16 protein-coding genes are annotated in these 17,788 nt (G+C 33.7%); 7 read left to right on the plus strand and 9 right to left on the minus strand.

Going from position 1 to position 17,788, the window contains the following annotated elements; translation table 11 throughout:
• Nucleotides 1-44 precede the first annotated feature (44 nt).
• The 5 genes from BKM63_RS01980 to BKM63_RS02000 form a co-directional block, all read right to left on the minus strand.
• Nucleotides 45-1,565, minus strand: coding sequence for a sensor histidine kinase (locus tag BKM63_RS01980; RefSeq protein ID WP_071634989.1), 1,521 nt, complete (start codon nucleotides 1,563-1,565; stop codon nucleotides 45-47).
• A gap of 141 nt (nucleotides 1,566-1,706) precedes the next feature.
• Nucleotides 1,707-2,603 (minus strand): site-specific tyrosine recombinase XerD, encoded by an 897-nt coding sequence (xerD, locus tag BKM63_RS01985; protein WP_071634990.1) that lies wholly within the window; start codon nucleotides 2,601-2,603, stop codon nucleotides 1,707-1,709.
• A gap of 80 nt (nucleotides 2,604-2,683) precedes the next feature.
• Complete coding sequence (locus BKM63_RS01990; RefSeq protein ID WP_071634991.1) at nucleotides 2,684-3,190, minus strand: hypothetical protein; 507 nt, start codon at nucleotides 3,188-3,190, stop codon at nucleotides 2,684-2,686.
• A 160-nt stretch (nucleotides 3,191-3,350) separates the two neighbouring features.
• On the minus strand, nucleotides 3,351-3,989 hold the full coding sequence (locus BKM63_RS01995) for a porin family protein (RefSeq protein ID WP_071634992.1): 639 nt from the start codon (nucleotides 3,987-3,989) through the stop codon (nucleotides 3,351-3,353).
• A gap of 169 nt (nucleotides 3,990-4,158) precedes the next feature.
• Complete coding sequence (locus BKM63_RS02000; protein WP_071634993.1) at nucleotides 4,159-4,737, minus strand: porin family protein; 579 nt, start codon at nucleotides 4,735-4,737, stop codon at nucleotides 4,159-4,161.
• A 480-nt stretch (nucleotides 4,738-5,217) separates the two neighbouring features.
• On the opposite strand from BKM63_RS02000, the gene BKM63_RS02005 reads away from it, so the two are divergent.
• From BKM63_RS02005 to BKM63_RS02015, 3 genes are all read left to right on the plus strand, one after another.
• Complete coding sequence (locus BKM63_RS02005) at nucleotides 5,218-5,778, plus strand: porin family protein (protein ID WP_071634994.1); 561 nt, start codon at nucleotides 5,218-5,220, stop codon at nucleotides 5,776-5,778.
• Between the two features lie 149 nt (nucleotides 5,779-5,927).
• Entirely contained in the window at nucleotides 5,928-6,341 is a 414-nt protein-coding gene (gene aroQ, locus BKM63_RS02010) for a type II 3-dehydroquinate dehydratase (RefSeq protein WP_071634995.1), read from the plus strand.
• 192 nt (nucleotides 6,342-6,533) lie between these two features.
• Nucleotides 6,534-9,023 (plus strand): DUF5686 and carboxypeptidase regulatory-like domain-containing protein, encoded by a 2,490-nt coding sequence (locus BKM63_RS02015; RefSeq protein ID WP_071634996.1) that lies wholly within the window; start codon nucleotides 6,534-6,536, stop codon nucleotides 9,021-9,023.
• 236 nt (nucleotides 9,024-9,259) lie between these two features.
• On the opposite strand, the gene BKM63_RS02020 is transcribed toward BKM63_RS02015, so the two are convergent.
• The 4 genes from BKM63_RS02020 to BKM63_RS02035 form a co-directional block, all read right to left on the minus strand.
• A complete protein-coding gene (locus BKM63_RS02020) occupies nucleotides 9,260-10,138 on the minus strand; it encodes a cation diffusion facilitator family transporter (protein WP_071634997.1) in 879 nt (292 codons plus the stop codon).
• Between the two features lie 90 nt (nucleotides 10,139-10,228).
• Entirely contained in the window at nucleotides 10,229-11,542 is a 1,314-nt protein-coding gene (gene murA / locus BKM63_RS02025; protein WP_071634998.1) for a UDP-N-acetylglucosamine 1-carboxyvinyltransferase, read from the minus strand.
• Between the two features lie 90 nt (nucleotides 11,543-11,632).
• Nucleotides 11,633-12,352: a DUF4290 domain-containing protein gene (locus tag BKM63_RS02030; protein WP_071634999.1), complete on the minus strand. Its 720-nt coding sequence runs from the start codon at nucleotides 12,350-12,352 to the stop codon at nucleotides 11,633-11,635.
• Between the two features lie 3 nt (nucleotides 12,353-12,355).
• Nucleotides 12,356-12,652: a DUF493 family protein gene (locus BKM63_RS02035; protein ID WP_071635000.1), complete on the minus strand. Its 297-nt coding sequence runs from the start codon at nucleotides 12,650-12,652 to the stop codon at nucleotides 12,356-12,358.
• 227 nt (nucleotides 12,653-12,879) lie between these two features.
• Between BKM63_RS02035 and BKM63_RS02040 the strand changes: the two genes are divergently transcribed.
• From BKM63_RS02040 to fmt, 4 genes are all read left to right on the plus strand, one after another.
• Nucleotides 12,880-13,794, plus strand: a complete 915-nt coding sequence (locus BKM63_RS02040) for an alpha/beta hydrolase family protein (protein ID WP_071635001.1) — start codon at nucleotides 12,880-12,882, stop codon at nucleotides 13,792-13,794.
• A 403-nt stretch (nucleotides 13,795-14,197) separates the two neighbouring features.
• Nucleotides 14,198-14,731, plus strand: a complete 534-nt coding sequence (locus BKM63_RS02045) for an AAA family ATPase (protein WP_071635002.1) — start codon at nucleotides 14,198-14,200, stop codon at nucleotides 14,729-14,731.
• Nucleotides 14,732-14,796: 65 nt separating this feature from the next.
• On the plus strand, nucleotides 14,797-16,692 hold the full coding sequence (locus BKM63_RS02050) for a RecQ family ATP-dependent DNA helicase (protein ID WP_071635003.1): 1,896 nt from the start codon (nucleotides 14,797-14,799) through the stop codon (nucleotides 16,690-16,692).
• Nucleotides 16,692-17,639, plus strand: a complete 948-nt coding sequence (gene fmt / locus BKM63_RS02055) for a methionyl-tRNA formyltransferase (protein ID WP_071635004.1) — start codon at nucleotides 16,692-16,694, stop codon at nucleotides 17,637-17,639. Before BKM63_RS02050 ends, fmt begins: the two co-directional genes overlap by 1 nt.
• Nucleotides 17,640-17,788: the final 149 nt, after the last annotated feature.

The following is a 17,788-nucleotide window of genomic DNA, read 5'->3' on the forward strand; positions in this document are numbered from 1 at the left end:
AAAAAGGCTGTCTTCATCGGACAGCCTTTTTTATTATAAATAATTTAAAGATCATTAAAGACGATTTTAAAACTTGTTCCCACTCCTACTTCACTTTCAACAGAAACGGTCGCTTTCATGGCTTCAATTTGATTTCTGGTGATATATAATCCAATTCCTCTTGCTTCATTATGCTTATGAAAGGTTTTATACATCCCGAATAATAAATCACCATATACTTTTAAGTCAATTCCCAAACCATTATCTGTAATTTTTAATGATTTGTATCCCTCTGGTTCAATTCCAAAATCAAAAACAATAAGCGGATCACGATCCGGATGCGCATACTTTATTGCATTAGTGGTAAAGTTCAACAAGACACTTTCCAGATAAGCCGGATTAAAATTTATGGTTAAGTATTGAGGCACGTTATTTACAATCGTCACTTTCTTTTGCTTATCATAGCCTTTTATCGTTGAAATTGTTTTTTCGATATACTCATGCAGTTTCAAAGGCTCAACGGCAATATTGATGTTACTTTGTGTTTTTACAATTTGTGTTAAATTAGAAATTGTCTCATTTAAATCATTTGAAACCGTCCGCAGATGTTCCAGCATTTCTGTTACTGTTTCTTTGTCACCATCGGCATCAATAAAATCTAAAATCGATTTTATATTTCCCGCCTGTGTATTTAAATTATGAGAAACAATATGCGAAAAATTCAACAAGCGGCTGTTTTGGTCGCTGTACAATTTCATTGTTTTTAACAGCTCCAATTCTTTTTCTTTTTGAGCTGAAACATCCGTATGAGTACCAATCACACGCAGTGGTTTTCCGTTTTCGTCCCTTTCAATTACTTTTCCTCTATCCAGAATCCATTTATAATTACCACTGGAAGTCATCACGCGATGGTAATTTTCATAAAAGGGAATCTTATTATCAAAATGCTCTCGGATATCTGAGTAATATTTTGGAAGATCATCGGGATGCACGATTTTGTCCCAGCGCTCCGGATCATCAAAAATATCTGCCGACTCCAGTTCTAAAATTTTAAGCGAAAGAGAAGAATAAAAAACATTATTGGTCACCATATCCCAATCCCAGATCCCGGCGGTAGATGCTTCAAGAGCAAACTGAAATCTTTCTTCAGAAATACGAAGTTTTTCTTCTTTATCTTTTAATTCGGTAATATCAGAAACATGTCCAAAAAAGCTTACTCTTCCGTCTGTCGACAATTCTGTTTTGGCCGTGACCTTAAACCATCTGAGTCCTTTTTTAGGCAAAACAGCTCTAAATTCAACTTGCCATGGCTCTATCTCCTTTCTGGCCTTGACCAAAGATTGAAAAAACAAATCGCGATCCTGCTCTAAAATTCGTTCGTAAATAGTCACTTTGATAATATCTGTAAATTCATTTACAGACAACTCAAAAATTTCATCTGCCGACTTACTAACCAAAGGAAAAGTGTAATGGTTATTACGGTCTACAACAAACTGAAAAAGCAGATCAGGCATTTCGGCAAACAACTTTCTGTAAAAATTATTTATTTCTAAGCAATCCTCATTACTGTATAAATCAAAAACCATATATCGCTATTTAAGTAAATAATAAAACACTAATTCAAGCCAAAGAATGCTCAAAAATCAGCTTATTTTACTCGCTTTAATGTAAAATTTTAATACAAGATATTAATTTTTGACTTAAAAATTAACACCTATACCAAAAAATTATTTACGCGGATGGTAAGAATGCATAACTTCTTTTAAGAAACTCCTGTCTAAATGAACATAAATCTCGGTTGTAGTAATAGATTCATGTCCAAGCATTAATTGAATCGATCTTAAATCGGCTCCATTTTCGAGTAAATGTGTAGCAAAAGAATGGCGCAAAGTATGCGGGCTGATGCTTTTATTTAAATTGATCTTTACCGCCAAATCCTTTATAATAGTAAAAATCATAGCACGCGTAAGCTGACTTCCTCTTCGGTTTAAAAATAGAGTATCTTCACAGCCTTTTTTAATATTAAGATGCACTCTAATCTCATCTTGATAAATTTCGATGTATTTTTTAGTCAGTTTTCCAATTGGCACAAAACGTTCTTTATTTCCTTTTCCGGTAATTTTTATAAAACCTTCATCAAAAAACAAATCTGATATTTTTAGCGAAACCAATTCAGAGACACGAAGTCCGCATCCGTAAAGAGTTTCCAGTATGGCCCTATTTCTTTCTCCTTCATTACTGCTTAAATCAATTGCCGCAATAAGCGCATCGATTTCTTTAACCGACAAAGTATCTGGGAGCTTTCTTCCTGTTTTTGGACTTTCTATTAACTCTAATGGACTATCATTTCGATAATCTTCAAAAACCAAATAGCTGAAAAAGCTTTTTAGACCTGAAATAATTCTTGCCTGCGATCTTGGATTTACTTCTTTAGAAACCGCATATATAAATTGCTGCACCGTTTCATCGGTAATTTTTATGGGAGAAACATCAATTTGATTGACCTCCAAAAAAAGGCATAACCGTTCTATATCAAAGCTGTAATTTTCAATTGTATTTTTAGACAAACCTCTTTCTATCCTTAAATACGATTGATAATCTTTTATATAATTATTCCATTTCATATTTACAAAGTAAAACATTTTTTGGGCATAAAAAAACCTTCCGGATTACGGAAGGTTTTGAAAATAAAGTAAACTATAAATTAGAATTTATAATTGAATCCGATGTTCAAAGAAGAAAGCGTAGCATCATCAGATATTGCTTTATAAGACGCAAACAATTCAATTTTCTGATTTTGATAACCAAATTTTGGCTGATACAAAACTCCTCCATCTCCGTCTCCGCTTGAGGCATAAATTGCGTACCCTAAATCAGCGCCAACAAACAAATTGTCTGTTATTGAATATTGTGCAGTTGCCGCCACTGGTATAAAAGCGGCATTAGGACTTTTAATTTCAACTTGTCCAAAGCCAAAGTTATAGTTATTAGATTTAGGAACATAGGCAGTATAACCCGTTGTTGCTCCAACGCTGAATTTGTCAGCAACATTCCACAGATATGCCACATCAACACCTAAGTTAGCAGAGTAGGAATCACTTAAATCACCTAAAACCACACCAGCGTGTGCTCCAACTTTAAAGTGTCCATCCTGAGCGTTTGCAAAACTAAATGCCATAACTGCAATAGCAGATAAAAAAATTCTCTTCATTTTATTTGTTTTTGGTTAAATAATTAAGTCAAATATAAAAATATACCTTTTACTCTGGTATTTTTAATTTAACAAATAAAATAGTATTTATGTAAAAAAGCCACCGCATAAAAAAAACCTTCCTGATTTAGGAAGGTTTTTAAATATTTTAGAATTCTAATTAGAATTTATATGCTAAAGATAAAGCTAAAACACTGTTATGAAGTTTTGATTTATCGCCATCTATTGTTTTAGCGATATTAGACAATCCTAAATTATACCTTGCTCCAATTGAAACATTTTCTGTAAAATCATAAGATGCACCAAAATTTAAACCAAAATCAATAGATTTAAAAAAATCTTTAACATCCATTTCACTAGTTTGATTAATTCCCTCTATTTTTGTTTTAGTTTTTGCAGAAAGTAAAATACCAATCTGCGGGCCTGCTTCTATATTAAATTTATTAACTATATAGTATTTAAACATTACAGGAATATTTAAATACGCCAGATTCCACTTTATGTCTGCAGTTGGTAATTCAAAGTCGTCAAAATGTAAATTTTGCAAAAAGACGAAATTATCTAGTTTTGTACCTTGTGTAGAGTAATTAAGTTCAGGCTGTAATGCAAATTTATCTGTCAACTTAATTTCAGAAAAACCTCCTATAACAAATCCAAATTTAGGATTTAGATTAACGTTGTTAGTATCTCCTGTCCAACTTGAAAGGTTTGCTCCTCCTTTTATTCCAAATCGTGTTTCTTGTGCACTAACAAATTCAAATAACATTATTGCAATTGCTGCTAGAATAATCTTCTTCATTTTATTTTTAAATTTTAATTAAGTTCACGAATAAAATTAAAAACAAAAGATTAAACTTACTCTAAAAGTCAATTAACTATTAAAATAAGACATAAATGGAAACCCTTCTAAATAAGCATAAAAAAACCTTCCTGATTTAGGAAGGTTTTTTAATATTTTAGAATTCTAATTAGAATTTATATGCTAAAGATAAAGCTAAAACACTGTTTTTTGGGCTGTCAAGATATTCATCGAAATCCTCACTATCATAATCTCCAACATTAGATAAACCTACAGTATAACGAAGACCTACACCAACATTTTCAGTAAAATTATATCCAACTCCAAAATTGAAACCTAAATCTACAGATTTATAAAAATCTTTAGCATCTTCACCTTCTTGTTTAGCAGATACTAAAAATCCTAATTGCGGACCAGCCTCAACAGTAAATTGTTTTGTAACATAAAATTTAGCTAAAACTGGAATATTGATATAATTTAATTTAGCATCAAAATCAGAATCAAAAGGTCCTTCTAATTTAGCCCCTTGAGTAGAGAACAAAACCTCTGGCTGAATAGATAATCTTTCGATAATTTTAATTTCAGCAAAACCTCCAACATGAAAACCTACCAAAGATTTAGCATCCCAATAATTTCCTCCAGCAAAAGTCGTAAGGTTAAGACCTCCTTTTACTCCAAATCTTGTTTCCTGCGCATTTGCAAAACTAAATGCCATCACTGCGATTGCAGCTAAAATAATTTTCTTCATTTTAATTTGTTTTGGTTAAATTTAATAGTCAAATATAAATATATTCTTCATAAAAACTAATTTGGAATTTAACAAATAAAATAGTAATAAGCTTCTAAATTGTTAATTGAACATAAATTATGTTTTAATTCTGATTTTTTGAAAGAATGAAATTCGCATTATGATTTTAAAAACTATACTAAAATTACCTCTTTCCTTTGGCATGCATTTTTAAGTTTTAGATATAAAATTAAGATTTTACTTATCAAAAAAAATATTTTAATCTATTTTAAATATCAAAATAAGCGAGAATTTAATTACAAATATTCGGTTGTATTTCAGTCATTTAGCAAACCAAAGTCAAGAAAACTGTATTTAAATCTTAAAAAAAATGTAAATTTTAATAATTATATAAAGGCAGATATAAAACAATAAAATCAAAATAATGTAGTTTTGATCTAAAGAATAACATTTAAATACCAAACACTAAAAACACTTTTTATGAAGAAAATACTTTTAGCAGCTGTATTGTTCCTAGCAACGTCAGCTACAATTCAGGCTCAATTTGTACAAATTGGGGTTAAAGCCGGAGTTAACTTTGCTAACCAAACAGGCGGTTCTGGTTTTAACGGAATCTCTGTTGATAAAGAAGGTATTACCAGTTATCACGCTGGTTTAGTCGCAGAACTTAAGTTATTAGAAAAATTCTCTATTCAGCCAGAGCTTTTGTATACTACACAAGGAGCAGAATACAAAAGTGCTGTACAGGATTTTAAAAACGAAATGGGATATATTGCTATTCCTGTAATGGCAAAAATCTACATGACAAAATCTCTTAGCTTAGAACTTGGTCCACAAGCCTCTTTCCTTGTAAGTAATAAAAAGGAATTTGATGCAGCAGATCCAAAAACTTTTGACTTCTCTCTTAATGCAGGTTTAGGATTAAAAGTCGTTGGAGGTCTTTTTGTTCAAGCTCGCTACGGAATTGGTCTAACTGAGATTTCAGAAGAAGCTGACTTTAAAAACTCTGTATTCCAACTTTCAGCTGGTTACATGTTCTAAAAGAATATCACATACTTTTACAAAAACCGTTCTGTTTATTAGAGCGGTTTTTTTATTTTTACAAAGTTCAATGACAATTGCAAAAATCAATTTCAATGCAATTGCAAAAACTAGTGACAATTCTAATACTTCAACATAAATAATTAAACATGAAAATCTGCATTATCAACGGACCCAATTTGAATCTTTTAGGAAAACGCGAACCGGAAGTTTACGGAAGCCAGACTTTTGAAGATTACTTTGAAACGTTGAAACAAAAATTTCCAAACGTCGAACTTTCTTATTACCAAAGTAATATTGAGGGCGAATTGATTGGTAAAATTCAGGAATGCGGTTTTACTTTTGACGGAATAATTCTAAATGCAGGTGCTTATACACATACTTCCATTGGTTTGGGCGATGCTATAAAAGCCGTTACAACTCCGGTAATCGAAGTACATATCTCAAATACATATGCCCGAGAAAGTTTTAGACATCAATCTTATTTATCTGGAAATGCTAAAGGAGTTATTCTGGGATTTGGTTTAAAAAGCTACGAATTGGCGATTCAGTCGTTTTTGTAAAAACCTGATTAACGAATGTCATCCTGAGCGTAGTCGAAGGCTTATGGAAACAAGAGGGCTTCGACTACGCTCAGCCTGACAATTGACTCCGCTCAGCCTGACGGTGCAAAGAAATTTGAATCTATTTAATTTAACAAATTATTAGTAACCTCATTTTCAACTTCTTTTATTTTTGTGAGAGAAACCACTTTCATGAGAAACTTTACTTTATTCGCCTTTTTTATATTTTCGATTTCCAATTTTGCCCAAATCAAAGGAACTATAACCGATGAAAAAGGAAATCCATTGCCGTTTGTTTCTATTTTTGAAGAAAACACTTATCGCGGCACCACTTCTAATGAGCAGGGAAAATATCAGCTCAACGTAAAAGAAGTTGCGGGGAGCACAATAATTTTTCAGTACTTAGGCTATAAAACTCAAAAGAAAATTGTTCTTGCAGCAACGAAAACAGCCATTTTGGATGTTAAACTTCAAGAAGAAAGTTTCTCGCTAAATGAAGTTGTTATTGATCCTAAAATCAATCCTGCAAATGCTATTATAAAAAGTGCAATAGCAAACAAAAAAGAAAACTCAGATAAAACCGGACGTTATACAGCCGATTTTTATTCGAAAGGTATGTTTAAAGTGAAAGATCTTCCTAAAAAAATCTTAGGCCAAAAAGTAGATCTTAGCCCGGACATGGCTTCAAATTTAGATTCGACCGGAACCGGAATTTTATATTTGTCTGAAACGGTTTCGAAAATTACTTTTGAAAAACCTGCCAGGTTAAAAGAGAAAATTATTGCATCGAAAATATCAGGAAATAACCGCGGATACAGCTACAATACTGCAGCTTTATCTACTTATGATTTTTATGATAATACGGTGAAGTTTGATATTAAAATGATTTCTCCTATTGCCGATAATGCTTTCAATTACTATAAATACAAATTAGAAGGCACATCTTACAATGATAATAACCAACAGATTTATAAAATTAAAGTTATCCCTAAACGAGATAAAGAACCTGTTTTTGAAGGCTACATTTATATAGTCGATGATAGTTTTGCCATTTATGCTATAGATTTAGACATAAAAGGCTATCGCATGAAAAATGAGTTTACTGAAGTCATGAATTTAAAACAGAGCTTTAGTTACAATATGCAAAACAAAATCTGGTCTAAAAATGCGCAGACTCTTTCTTTTAATGCGGGTATTTTTGGTATAAAATTCTCTGGAAATTTCAATTATGTTTATTCTAATTATGAATTTCCATCTTCTTTCGAGAAAAAAACTTTTGGAAACGAAATTGTCTCTTTTGAAACCAATGCGAATAAAAAAGACAATGCTTTCTGGAATGAAATTAGACCAATTCCGTTAACGATTGAAGAAAGCAGCGATTACACTAAAAAAGACAGTCTTTTAACGATTCGAACATCCAGAAAATACACTGATTCTATCGATGCAAAAAACAATAAGTTTAAAGTTTTGGATGTCTTGATGGGTTATGATTATAAAAATACGTTCAAAAAATATTCATTTAATTATGACGGCTTACTAAAGCTTACTTCTTTAAGCTTTAATACGGTTCAGGGATTTAATTTAGATTCCGGATTTTCATTTAAAAAAGGCAATGAGGAAGAAGGAAAAACAACTTCTGTCAGCACCACTTTTAACTACGGATTTTCTGATGAACGTTTCCGCGTAACCGGGCAATTGACTCATAAATTCAACAATATAAATTATGCCACTCTTGGAATATCAGGAGGAACAAAAACGGAGCAGTTTAACAGCGGACAGCCAATTTCTAAATTAGTCAACTCTATAAGTTCTTTGTTCTTTAAAGACAATTATATGAAATTGTATAATTTAGAATATGCTCAGGTTAACTATTCGCAAAATGTTTTAAACGGAGTCAATCTGTACGCTAAAGCAGCTTATGAACAGCGAAAACCTCTTTTTAATACGACTGATTATTCTTTTTTTAAAAGAGATGATTTATATTCTTCTAATAATCCGCTTGCTCCAAATGATTTTACTACAGCTCCATTTGAACAGCATCATTTGTTTAAAACCAGTGTAAGTGCCCGAATTAATTTTGGCAACAAATACATTTCAAGACCTGACGGAAGATATAATTTTAGAGATGGTAAATATCCAACTGTAGTTATTGCATTCGAAAAAGCATTTGCAGGAAGCGAAAAGAAATATGAATACGAAAGAATCGGTTCTTCTGTTCAATACGATTTACCGCTTGGAAACAAAGGTACTTTAGGAATGAATTTTAAAGCGGGTAAATTCTTTAATGCTGAGAATATCTCTTTTATAGATTACCGCCATTTTAACGGAAACCAAACGCATATTGGCACAAGCGGCCGTTATTTAAATGTTTTTAATTTAATGCCTTATTATACGAACAGCACAAACGACAGTTATTTTGAAATGCATTTAGAACACAATGACATGGGATATGTGATGAATAAAATTCCGCTTTTGAATCTTTTAAAATCAACCATGAATCTTGGATTTCATTCGCTGGCAATTCCGGATCGCAAACCTTATTCTGAATTTACGGTTGGTCTAGACAATCTTGGTTTCGGAAAATTCAAATTATTTAGGGTCGATTACGTGCATTCTTATCAAGGCGGCATTCAGCAAAATGGTGTGGTGTTTGGATTGAAGATTTTGAATGTGTTGGACTAAGGAAGTTGCTAAAGGTCTAAGATACTAAGGTTCTGAGTTTTTTTTCTAAGTTACTAAGTAAAAAGCTGGATGGTTCTCGACTTCGCCCGAACTGACAAACATCAAAAAAATCCGTTTATTCGTTAAAAAGAATAAACGGATTTTTAATTTAATCTTTGTCAAAGTTTTAAACTTTGACAAAGAGAGATATGGTAAAAACACCTTAGTATCTTAGAGCCTTAGCCCCTCAGAACCTTTTAACAATGATAATCATCTGGTTCAATATGGATCAAAACATTTCCCAGCTGCGGAATTTGTTCTTTTAAGGTATCTTGCAATTTATGCGATAAATCATGCCCTTCTTTTACAGAAATCTTAGCCGAAACTATAGCATGAAGATCGACATGGTAACGCATTCCGGCTTTACGGATGAAACATTTTTCGGTTCCGAGAATTCCAGGAACAGTTAAAGCTTTTACGCGAATTTCTTCGACTAAATCGTCGTTTAGATTTTCGTCCATGATTTCGCCAAGTGCAGGCCTGAAAATTTTATAGCTGTTGTATAAAATAAAAAATGCAGCAAAGAGCGCTGCCCAATCGTCTGCAGATTCGTAACCTTTTCCCATAATCAAGGCAATCGAAATCCCGATAAAAGCGGCAATCGAAGTTATAGCATCACTCCTATGATGCCAGGCATCGGCTGCAAGAGAGGAACTATTGGTTTGTCGGCTTCTTTTCATTACTAAACGAAAAGAGTATTCCTTCCAGATAATAATGGCACCTAAAATGTATAAAGTCCATGATTTTGGCAGATCGTGCGAAGTTCCAATATTAGCAATACTTTCATACCCAATAATCGTAGCCGAAGTGATTAAAAACCCAACAACCAAAAAGGTAATAAGAGGTTCTGCACGACCGTGACCATAGGGATGGTTTTCATCTGCAGGTTTATTCGAATATTTAATTCCGAATAACACCAGACAAGATGAAAATATATCCGTCGTTGATTCGATTGCATCTGCAATCAAGGCGTATGAATTGCCAAAAAAACCTGCTAAACCTTTTACAAGGGCTAAGCAGGTATTTCCGGCTATACTAAAGATAGTAGCTTTTATAGCTTTTTGTTCGTTTGTCATGTAGTGACATTTATTTTTTTGCCACGAATTGCACGAATTACACAAATTTTTATTTAAAATAAATCGTGCAGTTCGTGGCTTGCTTTCTTTTTACGCTCTCACGATTTTTGCTCCAATTGCTCTTAAGCGCTCGTCGATACGCTCGTATCCACGGTCGATTTGCTCGATATTTTGAATTGTGCTTGTTCCTTTTGCTGAAAGCGCTGCAATCAATAGTGAAATTCCCGCACGAATATCTGGTGATGACATTGTTGTTGCTTTTAGTTGAGATTCGAAATTATGTCCCATAACCACTGCTCTATGCGGATCACATAACATGATTTTTGCTCCCATGTCGATTAATTTGTCTACGAAGAACAAACGGCTTTCGAACATTTTTTGATGAATTAAAACATCTCCTTTTGCTTGTGTTGCTACTACCAAAACAATACTCAACAAGTCAGGTGTAAATCCTGGCCATGGTGCATCGGCAATGGTTAAGATCGAACCGTCGATATCTGTTTTTACTTCGTAACCGTCTTTGTGAGCCGGAATGTAAATATCGTCGTTGCGTTTTTCGATTGTAATTCCAAGTTTTCTAAATGTATTCGGAATCAAACCTAAATTCTCCCAGCTTACATTTTTAATCGTGATTTCGCTTTTTGTCATAGCCGCAAGACCAATCCAAGAACCTATTTCGATCATATCAGGCAGGATTGTGTGCTCACATCCGCCAAGGCTTTCAACACCTTCGATAGTCAACAAGTTAGATCCAACTCCCGTAATTTTTGCTCCCATAGAGTTCAGCATTTTACACAATTGTTGTAAATATGGTTCGCAGGCAGCGTTGTAAACTGTAGTTGTTCCTTTTGCCAAAACAGCAGCCATTACAATGTTTGCAGTTCCGGTTACAGAAGCCTCATCAAGAAGCATATCTGTTCCTTTAAGTCCTTCTTTTGGAGATTCTACTCCGTAAAAGTGATCTTCTCTGTTGTATCTAAATTTTGCTCCAAGGTTGATGAAACCTTCAAAGTGAGTATCTAATCTGCGTCGGCCAATTTTATCTCCTCCTGGTTTCGGAATATATCCTTTTCCGAAACGGGCCAAAAGCGGACCAACAATCATAATAGAACCACGAAGCGCTCCTCCTTCTTTCTTGAAAGCTTCAGTTTCTAAGTATCCAACATTAACTTCATCAGCCTGAAACGTAATCGAACCCGGTTCATTGCGCTGAATTTTTACCCCTAAATTACCCAGTAAAGTGATTAATTTATTGATGTCTATAATATCGGGAATATTATTAATTTTTACTTTATCTCCCGTTAGAAGCACGGCACATAAAATTTGTAATGCCTCATTTTTTGCTCCTTGCGGAGTGATTTCTCCTTTTAAAGGAGTTCCTCCTTCGATTTTAAAAATTCCCATAGATCTTGTTTAGGTTCTAAGGTTCTGAGATTCTGAGGTCCTAAGCTAAAAATCTTAGCAGCTTAGTTCCTTAGTATCTTAGCGCCTTTTTTATTTCTGATTATTGTTTTTTTGAAATGTTTTTTTTTGACCGCCTTTGTTGTTTTTGTTATTCTGAATCTTTGGCTGTCCGGCTGGTGCAATTTTGTTTGAAACACGTTTGTTTGTACGCATTAAATCTGTTGTGTTCAGTAATTCTTCCGTACTGTGCAGCAAATTTATTTTTCCTCCGGACAATTCGTATAAATGTTCAAAAATTACGTCGTCTTTTACGGTGTCTTTGTTCCAGCTCAAAAATGATTTTTTCATGTGGTTGGCAATTACCATAACCAGTGCATTTTTCATTTCGCCTTCTTCCCATTTATTGGCAACATCAATCATATATTTGATATTGTTTCCGTAGAATCGGTATTTAGGAAAGTTTTGCGGATATTGCAAAACATCTGGCTTTAACTCCAAAACTTCTCTTGACGGAATTGGGTACGGAGATTCCACATTCAATTTAAAATCAGACATGATAAAAAGCTGATCCCATAATTTATGCTGAAAATCCGGCACATCTCGCAAATGCGGATTCAAACTTCCCATAACCTGAATGATGTATTTCGCAGCTTTGTTGCGTGTTTCATCATCTTCGATTGCAGTAGCCTGGTCAATCAGTTTTTGTAAATGACGACCGTACTCCGGAATAATCAAACGCTGTCTTTCAGAATTATATTCTAAGTTAAAGACAACGTCGTTTGCGACTTCTTTTTTATATTTTTCGACCATAAGTTATAATGAAACTATACCTTCTATTGTAGATACTTCTTTGTATTTACCAATCACCTCATCAGAGCTGTTCATGGTTACATCTACAGAAACACTGGTAAATTTACCGGTTTTAGATTTTGTTGTTTTAATAACCGCTCCCATACTATCAAAAGCTTTTTCAACACGCTCTACATTATCGGCTACAGACGGCACAATGAATTTATACAAGTATTCTGCTGGCCAAGTATTTGCGTTATCTAGTTCGACTTTTAATCTTTCGTAAAATTCTGCGGTATTTTTTTCTTTATCGTTCTCCATTCGTAATTAAAAATAAACGCAAATATACGTTTTTGATTTCAGATATTAGATTTTAGGTTTTAGATTTTTTCTATTGAAAAGACTGTTGCTTTTTAGTCACAAATTTCATTCTTTTTTGATTGCTTGTAAAATTTAAAATCTTGAAAATTCGTGAAATTCGCAACAAACCTTTATATTTGAAAATACTTCGCAGCTCTGCGCCTTTGCGAGATTAAAAATACATTACAATGAAAAAAATCATCTTCTTACTTTTCACACTCTTTACCTTTTACAATATTAAAGCACAAGAAGTTAAAACCCGTACTTATTTCCAAAACGACACACTAAAACTGGATTTAGATTTGTATCTGCCAAAGAAAAAAGCCGGCGAAAAAATTCCTGTAATTATGTTTGCTTTTGGCGGCGGGTTTTCTGGTGGTGAACGCACAAGCGAAAAAAACTTCGGGAAATTTATGGCCGAAAACGGTTATGCCGTTGCCAGTATTTCATACAGTTTATATATGAAAGGAAAAGATTTTGGCTGTAAAGGAACTTTAACCGAAAAAATAAAAGCAATTCAGATTGGCGTAAGCGATATGTGGCAGGCAACATCATTCTTAATCGAAAATGCAGATAAATACAACCTCGACACTTCTAAAATATTTATTTCCGGAATTAGTGCCGGTGCCGAAATTGGTTTTCATGCTTCGTTTTGGGATTATAAATTGATGAATTTATACAAAAGTAATCTTCCGGAAAATTTCAAATATAAAGGTTTTATTGGAGGTTCCGGTGCGATTCAGGATATAAATCTGATTACTAAAGAAAAAGCAATTCCAATGTTATTGGCACATGGAAATAATGACGATACAGTTCCGTACAATGCAGGTTCCCATCGCTCCTGCCCTACAAACGCTTCGGGCTGGTTGATTCTTTTTGGATCGTACGCGGTTTACAATCACATACTGGATTTACATAAAGATATTGAACTGATTACTTTTTGTGGCGGCGGACATGAATTCTCAGGTTATCTTTTTCACGAAGGTCAGCAGTATGTTCTGGATTTTGTGAATGATGTTTTGAAAGAAAAGAAATTTGAATCGCATTTGATTGTTCCTTCTAAAAAAGGAAAAGGTTCTGGTGGATATTTGTTTTGTAATTAAAAAAAATGATCCTATTAAAATCCTAAAAATTCATTATTCCTTTTCCGATTAGACACCGAAAACAAACATTCTCAAACTGGACTGAAGTCCAGCCTTACGATATTTGGCCAGCCTATGGCTCTTTTTTTCGATTTAGTTCTAGAGAAACAACCTATATTATAGAAAGAATTCAGCCCATTGATGGCAAGATTGACCAAACACATGTCTCTTTTCAAAATTTAGTTCCGAAGGAACAATCTATATTGTAGAGCTGGACTTCAGTCCAGTTTACCAAAATTTGTATTAAACCTAAGCTGACATCAGGAATTTTTATCCACTAAAAATGCCAAATCTTTCGCTCTTGATAAATATTCTTTTTAATTATGAATAAGTTTAGGTAAATTTGCGCTTTATTTTTAGAATAGTGCAAAAACAAATCATAGTTCTCATTGGCGGTCCTGGTACAGGAAAATCTACGCTTATAAACGAATTAGTCGCTCGCGGCTACTGTTGTTACCCTGAAATTTCCAGAGAAGTTACACTCGAAGCTCAAAAAAGAGGCATCGAGCAATTGTTTCTGGAGCAGCCTTTATTGTTTAGTGAAATGCTTTTAGAAGGGCGCATCAAACAGTTTGAAAACGCTGCAAAAGAACCTGATAATATCGTTTTTATTGATCGAGGCATTCCTGATGTTGTGGCTTATATGGATTATATTGGCGACGAATATCCGGAACATTTTGTAAAAGCTTGTGAAAATTTCAAATATTCTAAAACTTTTATTTTACCACCATGGGAAGAAATTTATCAGAGCGACACAGAACGTTATGAAAATTTTGAACAGGCATTAACAATTCAGAAACACTTGATTGAAACGTATAAGAAATACGGCTACGATTTAATTGAGGTTCCAAAAGATACGGTGGAAAACAGAATTCTTTATATCTTAGACAAAATTTAGCAGCCGGTTTTAAAGTTGCAAAACTAGAAACTGATTTCTACATTTTTAACTTTAAAACGCAGGCCATGCAGGACGCACAGGAAATTCTTTTAAAATACTGGAAACACGCCAGTTTTAGACCACTCCAAAAGGAAATCATTGATTCAGTTTTAGAGGGTCAGGATACTTTTGCACTGCTGCCAACCGGGGGCGGAAAATCAATTTGTTTTCAGGTTCCGGCCATGATGCGTGAAGGAATATGTCTTGTTATTTCTCCTTTAATTGCTTTAATGAAAGACCAAGTCGCAAATCTCCAAAAAAGAGACATCAAAGCGATTGCACTTACTGGAGGAATTCATACAGAAGAAATCATAAATCTTTTAGACAATTGTCAGTTCGGAAATTATAAATTCCTTTATCTTTCGCCAGAGCGTTTACAATCGGACTGGATTTTGGAGCGAATCAAAAATCTTCCTATAAATTTAATTGCAATTGATGAAGCACATTGTGTTTCACAGTGGGGGCATGATTTCCGTCCGGCTTATTTAAAAGTTTCTGAATTAAAGAAATACTTCCCTAAAATTCCGTTTTTGGCTTTAACCGCAACAGCTACACCAAGAGTTGTCGAAGATATTAAAACTGAACTCGGATTAAAAGATACCAAACTTTTTCAACAGTCTTTTGAGAGAAAAAACATTGCCTACATGGTTTTTGAAGTCGAAGACAAACTATATCGTGTTGAGCAGGTTTTAAAGAAAAATCCACAGCCCTCTATTATATATGTACGAAACAGAAAATCCTGCCTGAATATATCAACCCAGCTGCAATCGTTAGGATTTAAAGCAACATATTATCACGGCGGCCTCTCGGCTCAGGAAAAAGACAAGAACATGCAGTTGTGGATGTCTGAACAAGCACAGGTAATTGTTGCTACAAATGCCTTTGGGATGGGAATTGACAAAGACAATGTAAAAACGGTTATCCATACGCAATTACCTGAAAATCTGGAAAATTATTATCAGGAATCTGGAAGAGCAGGACGAAATGGAGAAAAAGCTTTCTCGGTTTTATTATTCAATAACTCAGATGCAAACCAAACAGAACAACAGTTCATAAATGTACTGCCAGACAAAAAGTTTCTCAAAACAATGTACATCAAACTCTGCAATTATTTTCAAATTGCTTACGGCGAAGGTTTAGACGATTCTTATTCTTTTAAAATGAATCATTTTTGCAACAAATATGATTTCCCTACTTTAAAAACATACAATGCTTTACAGTTTTTAAATCAACAGGGGATTATTACAATGTCTCAGGAATTTTCAGAAAAAGTGACGATGCAGTTTTTAATCGAATCAAAAGAAACAATTCGATATATGAGCCTGAATCCAAATGATGAAGAAATTATTCTGGCAATTTTAAGGACTTATCCGGGAGTTCACGAAATGAAAACAGCAATTAATCTGGCACTGATTGCAAAAAAATCAAATCATACCGAAGAACAAGTTACCGCACTTTTAGAAAAATTAAAAGAAAGAGAAATCATTGAATACAAGTCTAAAAACAACGACGCTACGATTTTATTCAACGAAGTACGCGAAGATGATTTAACTATTAATCGGGTTTCAAAATATCTGGAGAAACAAAACAAACTAAAACGAGATCAGCTTTCGTCTGTACTATATTATATAAAAGAAGACAAAACGTGCAAAAACAGATTAATCCTGGATTATTTTGGTGAAGAAACAAAAGAAAATTGTGGCGTTTGTTCTTATTGCATAACACAAAAAGGAAAAATTACCGAAGCCGATTCTATTGCCGATAAAATTTTGTCTCTTTTAAAAACAGCAGCACTAACTTCGCGAGAAATTGAAAACCAAATAAAACTAGACACTAAAGATATTCTCTTGGTTCTGCAGGAATTATTAGAAAACAATCATATTATTATATTGCCCAATAATAAATACACTTTAAAATCATAATGGAAAAATTACGAATTATATTCATGGGAACTCCAGAATTCGCTGTTGGCATTCTGGACACCATTCTTAAAAACAATTACGATGTTGTTGGCGTCATTACAGCCGCAGATAAACCGGCAGGACGCGGACAAAAAATAAAATATTCTGCTGTTAAAGAATATGCACTGGCAAACAATCTTACTTTATTGCAGCCAACAAATTTAAAAGACGAAAGTTTTCTAGCCGAATTAAAAGCTTTGAATGCAAATTTACAAATTGTTGTTGCTTTTAGAATGCTGCCAAAAGTGGTATGGGAAATGCCAAGTTTAGGAACTTTTAACCTTCATGCTTCTTTATTACCCAATTATCGCGGGGCGGCGCCAATAAACTGGGCGATTATTAATGGTGAAACCAAAACCGGTGTTACAACATTTTTTATTGACGATAAAATTGACACGGGAGCTATGATATTAAATTCGGAAATTGCTATTGAACCACCAGAAAATGCAGGACAATTGCACGACCGATTAATGAATTTAGGAAGCCAGACCGTTATTGACACCTTAAAAGTGATTGAAAACGGGAATGTAACTACTACAATCCAGGAAGATAATGAAGAAATCAAAACGGCTTACAAATTAAACAAGGAGAACTGTAAGATTGACTGGACAAAATCAGGAGAGGAAATCAACAATTTAATCCGGGGTTTAAGTCCTTATCCGGCAGCCTGGTGCTTTTTGAAGGATAAAAATGAAGAATTAAATATCAAAATATATGAAGCAAAATTGGTTTCAGAAACCCATTCTTACGAAATAGGAAGCTTAATTAGCAGTAAAAAAGAAATCAGGATTGCAATAAAAAACGGCTTTATTGAGTTATTAAGCATACAATTACCAGGAAAAAAACGAATGCAAGTGGCAGAATTGCTAAATGGGATAACTTTTTCTGATAGCGCAAAGGTCTATTAACGTCAGTAAAACAGGGGTTTGTACCTGTTTTTGATCGACAAACAACCTGCTTTATGAACAAAAAAAGCAAGTTATCAACAATTCTTGCTAAATTTAAAGAAAACACTTGCAAGGAACGGATTTCCTACTAAATTTGTGTATTAACAATT

The organism is Flavobacterium johnsoniae (genome assembly GCF_001879205.1).
Taxonomy (GTDB): domain Bacteria; phylum Bacteroidota; class Bacteroidia; order Flavobacteriales; family Flavobacteriaceae; genus Flavobacterium; species Flavobacterium johnsoniae_A.

What these genes read in the sequence shown, in the direction of transcription:
- xerD (WP_071634990.1), bottom strand. Translation starts at nt 2,603, where the DNA reads ATGAAATGGAATAATTATATAAAAGATTATCAATCGTATTTAAGGATA.
- BKM63_RS02030 (WP_071634999.1), bottom strand. Translation starts at nt 12,352, where the DNA reads ATGGTCGAAAAATATAAAAAAGAAGTCGCAAACGACGTTGTCTTTAAC.
- BKM63_RS02015 (WP_071634996.1), top strand. Translation starts at nt 6,534, where the DNA reads ATGAGAAACTTTACTTTATTCGCCTTTTTTATATTTTCGATTTCCAAT.
- BKM63_RS01995 (WP_071634992.1), bottom strand. Translation starts at nt 3,989, where the DNA reads ATGAAGAAGATTATTCTAGCAGCAATTGCAATAATGTTATTTGAATTT.
- BKM63_RS01980 (WP_071634989.1), bottom strand. Translation starts at nt 1,565, where the DNA reads ATGGTTTTTGATTTATACAGTAATGAGGATTGCTTAGAAATAAATAAT.
- murA (WP_071634998.1), bottom strand. Translation starts at nt 11,542, where the DNA reads ATGGGAATTTTTAAAATCGAAGGAGGAACTCCTTTAAAAGGAGAAATC.
- fmt (WP_071635004.1), top strand. Translation starts at nt 16,692, where the DNA reads ATGGAAAAATTACGAATTATATTCATGGGAACTCCAGAATTCGCTGTT.
- BKM63_RS02005 (WP_071634994.1), top strand. Translation starts at nt 5,218, where the DNA reads ATGAAGAAAATACTTTTAGCAGCTGTATTGTTCCTAGCAACGTCAGCT.
- BKM63_RS02000 (WP_071634993.1), bottom strand. Translation starts at nt 4,737, where the DNA reads ATGAAGAAAATTATTTTAGCTGCAATCGCAGTGATGGCATTTAGTTTT.
- aroQ (WP_071634995.1), top strand. Translation starts at nt 5,928, where the DNA reads ATGAAAATCTGCATTATCAACGGACCCAATTTGAATCTTTTAGGAAAA.
- BKM63_RS01990 (WP_071634991.1), bottom strand. Translation starts at nt 3,190, where the DNA reads ATGAAGAGAATTTTTTTATCTGCTATTGCAGTTATGGCATTTAGTTTT.
- BKM63_RS02020 (WP_071634997.1), bottom strand. Translation starts at nt 10,138, where the DNA reads ATGACAAACGAACAAAAAGCTATAAAAGCTACTATCTTTAGTATAGCC.
- BKM63_RS02040 (WP_071635001.1), top strand. Translation starts at nt 12,880, where the DNA reads ATGAAAAAAATCATCTTCTTACTTTTCACACTCTTTACCTTTTACAAT.
- BKM63_RS02035 (WP_071635000.1), bottom strand. Translation starts at nt 12,652, where the DNA reads ATGGAGAACGATAAAGAAAAAAATACCGCAGAATTTTACGAAAGATTA.
- BKM63_RS02050 (WP_071635003.1), top strand. Translation starts at nt 14,797, where the DNA reads ATGCAGGACGCACAGGAAATTCTTTTAAAATACTGGAAACACGCCAGT.